General features: G+C 35.3%; 1 protein-coding gene. It reads right to left on the bottom strand.

The genetic code is table 11. From position 1 onward, the window contains the following. Positions 1–42 precede the first annotated feature (42 nt). On the bottom strand, positions 43–866 hold an 824-nt coding region (locus tag C200_RS15915; protein WP_033923852.1), incomplete at its 5' end, for a hypothetical protein.

Genomic DNA, 866 nt, shown 5'->3' with positions numbered 1-866 from the left:
CTAGGTTCAGACTTTCACACCTAGAAAGCACTGTGCCATACTTTACATTTCTTGGCTTGGAATATTCGCTGATACTGTTGTTTCATGTTGAGAATGTAACAGCGTATAGGTAGCAACAGGCTCAGGTTGATTGGCTTGAGACCGCAATTGATTGAAAAGCTTTAAGTGATGGCTTTGAAAGTCTGGATAGCTATTTTTTAGGCCAGAACGAGATAAGAATTTTTCTTTATGTTGAGTAAGCTGTTTTTCTAATGCGACTATATCTCGTTCTTTAGAGAATAAAAAACTAAAGGCTGATTGCATAACACTTGTTTGATATTGATTGAAGCAAGTATTGAAATCAGAGGGTTTAGACCAAAAGCGACTTAAAAACGTACCGGGTTGTGGATTGCTATTTGAGGCTTGAGTAGGCGTAGGTGCATGGTCTTTAATATAACGAAGCTGATTATTTAGGCTCTTAAATTGAGGACAATCGAGTATATCTAAAATATACGAAGGCTGGTTGCCTAAGCCAAATTCTATTAATTGTTTAAATAACTCTGGGTGATAAGAGATATCAATTTTTTCTAAAAAACCAGTTGTAGCATCTGTGAGTTTTTTATTAAGAGCTTTAAAAGCTTGGCCTTCATCATTTAGTTCAGTAGGATTGACTTCCTGATAAGCTGAAGAGAAAAAATCCATTAGTTTTGAGGATGATGTAAAATTTATAGCGTCTAGCAGGAGAGTATCGTAGAGCTTTTCAGATAAAAAATTTCTTTCTTTTGAAAACCCTAGTATCCTTGCAGTGTCAATTTTATATTCTGTTTTTTTATGAAAAAACTCATTAAATTCTGAGAATAAGGGTTCTGCTTCCGCTGCGAGCCATG

The organism is Piscirickettsia salmonis LF-89 = ATCC VR-1361 (assembly GCF_000297215.2).
GTDB lineage: Bacteria > Pseudomonadota > Gammaproteobacteria > Piscirickettsiales > Piscirickettsiaceae > Piscirickettsia > Piscirickettsia salmonis.
This window is presented reverse-complemented; position numbering and strand designations above follow the sequence as displayed.